Annotated in this window: 2 protein-coding genes; both read left to right on the top strand. The window is 74.4% G+C overall.

The window, feature by feature from the left end; translation table 11 throughout:
* A partial coding sequence (locus AC1DP0_RS20595; protein ID WP_478088194.1) for a molybdopterin oxidoreductase family protein occupies positions 1–1,956 on the top strand: 1,956 nt, incomplete at its 5' end.
* On the top strand, positions 1,953–2,753 hold an 801-nt coding region (locus tag AC1DP0_RS20600), incomplete at its 3' end, for an NAD(P)/FAD-dependent oxidoreductase (RefSeq protein ID WP_478088196.1). The genes AC1DP0_RS20595 and AC1DP0_RS20600, both read left to right, overlap by 4 nt.

The raw sequence follows: 2,753 nt of genomic DNA on the forward strand, positions 1-2,753 counted from the left end.
GGGTGGACGAGTGCCGAGCTGCTCCGCACGCCCTCACGACTCACCACCCCGCTCCTTCGCCGGGACGGCGAGCTCGTGCCGGCGTCGTGGGCCGAGGCCCTCGACGTCGTGGCCGGTGCCATCGTCCGGACGCAGACGGCATACGGCAGGGACGCGGTGGCGGTCTTCGGTGGCGGTGGGCTGACCAACGAAAAGGCTTACCAGCTGGGCAAGTTCGCTCGGGTGGCGCTGCGGACGAGCCAGATCGACTACAACGGCCGGTGGTGCATGAGCTCCGCCGCGGCAGCCGGCATCCGGTGCTTCGGCCTCGACCGCGGACTCCCCTTCCCGGTCACCGACATCGGCTCGGCGCACGCGGTGCTGCTCCTCGGCGCCAACCCGGCAGAGACCATGCCGCCCTTCCTCACCCACCTCGTGCGGGCCGCCGACGCCGGCGGGCTCATGGTCGCCGATCCGCGCCTCACCCCGACCGCCGCGAAGGCGATCGACGGCGGCGGCCTGCACCTGCAGCTGCGCCCCGGCACCGATGCGGCCCTGGCGCTCGGGATGCTCCACCTCGCCGTCACCGAGGGGTATGCCGACCGCCGCTTCATCGACGAGCGCACCTCGGGCTTCGACGACCTCTGGCCGATCGCGGCGCAGTGGCTGCCCGAGCGGGTCGAGCGCGTCACCGGCGTGGCCGTCACGACGATGCGCGCCGCCGTCGCAGCCCTCGCGCGGGCCCGCGACACCGAGCGCGGCGCCTACATCCTCTCCGCCCGCGGCAGCGAGCAGCATGCGAGCGGCACCGACACGGTCACCGCGTTCATCGCGCTCGCCCTCGCGCTGGGCCTGCCCGGCAACCTGGGCACCGGCTTCGGGACGATCACCGGTCAGGGCAACGGCCAGGGCGGGCGTGAGCACGGGCAGAAGGCCGACCAGCTGCCGGGTTACCGCAAGATCGACGACCCCGCGGCGCGGGATCACGTCGCCGCCGTGTGGGGCATCGACCCGGCCGACCTGCCGGGCCCCGGCCGCAGCGCCTTCGAGCTGCTGTCCGCCCTCGGGACCGACGGCGGCGCGCGGGTCCTCCTCGTGCACGGGTCCAACCCCGTCGTCTCCGCGCCCGACGCGCGGGCCGTCTCCGAGCGGCTCGCTGCCCTCGACCTGCTCGTCGTCTCGGACTTCGTCCTGTCGGAGACCGCGGCGATCGCAGACGTCGTGCTCCCGGTCCTCCAGTGGGCCGAGGAGGAGGGCACGCTCACCAACCTCGAGGGCCGCGTCCTGCGCCGGCGTCGGGCGCTCACGGCACCGGAGGGGTGCCGCAGCGAGCTCGACGTCTGGAGCGAGCTGGCCGCTCGGATCGGTTGCGGCACAGACTTCCCCACCGATCCTCGCCTCGTCTTCGACGAGTTGCGCCGAGCCTCGGCGGGCGGTCCGGCCGACTACTCCGCCGTGACGTGGGAGCGCCTCGACGCCGGCGAGAGCCTGCACTGGCCGTGCAGCACCGAGCGCCCGCAGGGCACGCCCCGGCTCTTCCTCGACCGCTTCGCGACGCCGGACGGGCTCGCGCGCTTCGTCGCCGTCGACCACGTCGGTCCTGCCGAGGCCGACGACACGGCATACCCCCTCGTCGCGACGACGGGCCGCGTGCTCCAGCACTACCAGTCAGGCGCCCAGACGCGCCTCGTCGCCGAGCTCGCAGCCGCGGCGGGCGAGATGTTCGTCCAGGTGCACCCCGACACCGCCGAGTCCGTCGGTCTCGCCGACGGCGACCTCGCCGACGTCGTCAGCCGCAGGGGACGCACCCGCGCAGCCGTGCGGGTCGACGAGGACATGCGTCCCGACGTCGTCTTCTTGCCCTTCCACTGGGGCGGCGGTTCGCGCGCGAACTCGCTCACCCACGCCGCGCTCGACCCCACCAGCCGCATGCCGGAGTTCAAGGCGTGCGCCGTCCGCCTGGAGGCCGTCGCATGACCCGCACCCGCAGGCACGTCCTCGTCGTCGGCAACGGCATGGCCGGGGCCCGCGTTGCCGAGGAGATCCGCCACCGCGACCCCGACGCGACGCGTTTCGCCGTCACGGTCGTCGGCGAGGAGCCGCACGCCGCCTACAACCGGGTGCTCCTCTCGACCGTCGTCGCCGGCGGCATCACCGCGCGCGACACCCGCCTCAAGCCCGACGGCTGGTGGGCCGCGCGGCACATCGACGTCGTCCCCGGAGCCCGCGTCACCTCCGTCGACGTGACTGCTCGCACCGCGGTCGTCGGCTCCGACGGCGCCGAGCGGGTCGTCGACTGGGACGAGCTCGTCCTCGCCACCGGCAGCACGAGCTTCGTCCCACCGACCGAAGGGTTGTATGCCGGGGCGCTCGGTCCCAGTTCCGTGCTGGCTGAGGGCGTGGTCGCCTTCCGCACGGTGGACGACTGCGCCCGCATGATCGAGGCGGCCGAGTCCGCTTCCACCGCAGTCGTGCTCGGCGGGGGCCTGCTCGGGCTCGAGGCAGCCCGTGGCCTCCTCGCCCGCGGTCTCGAGGTCACCGTCGTGCACCCGCAGGACTACCCGATGGACCGCCAGCTCGACGCCGACGGCGGGGCCGTCCTGTCCCGCGTCGTCCGCGGCATCGGCGCCCGGCTCGTCCTCGGGCAGCTGGTCACGGCGCGTCACGCCGTCCACGACGACGAGCCGGCACACGTCGTCCTGAGCGACGGCTCGGCCCTGCCGGCCGACCTCGTGGTCGTCGCCGCCGGGGTCCGCCCGCGCACCGAGCTCGCC

The organism is Terrabacter sp. P5_B1 (assembly GCF_056400505.1).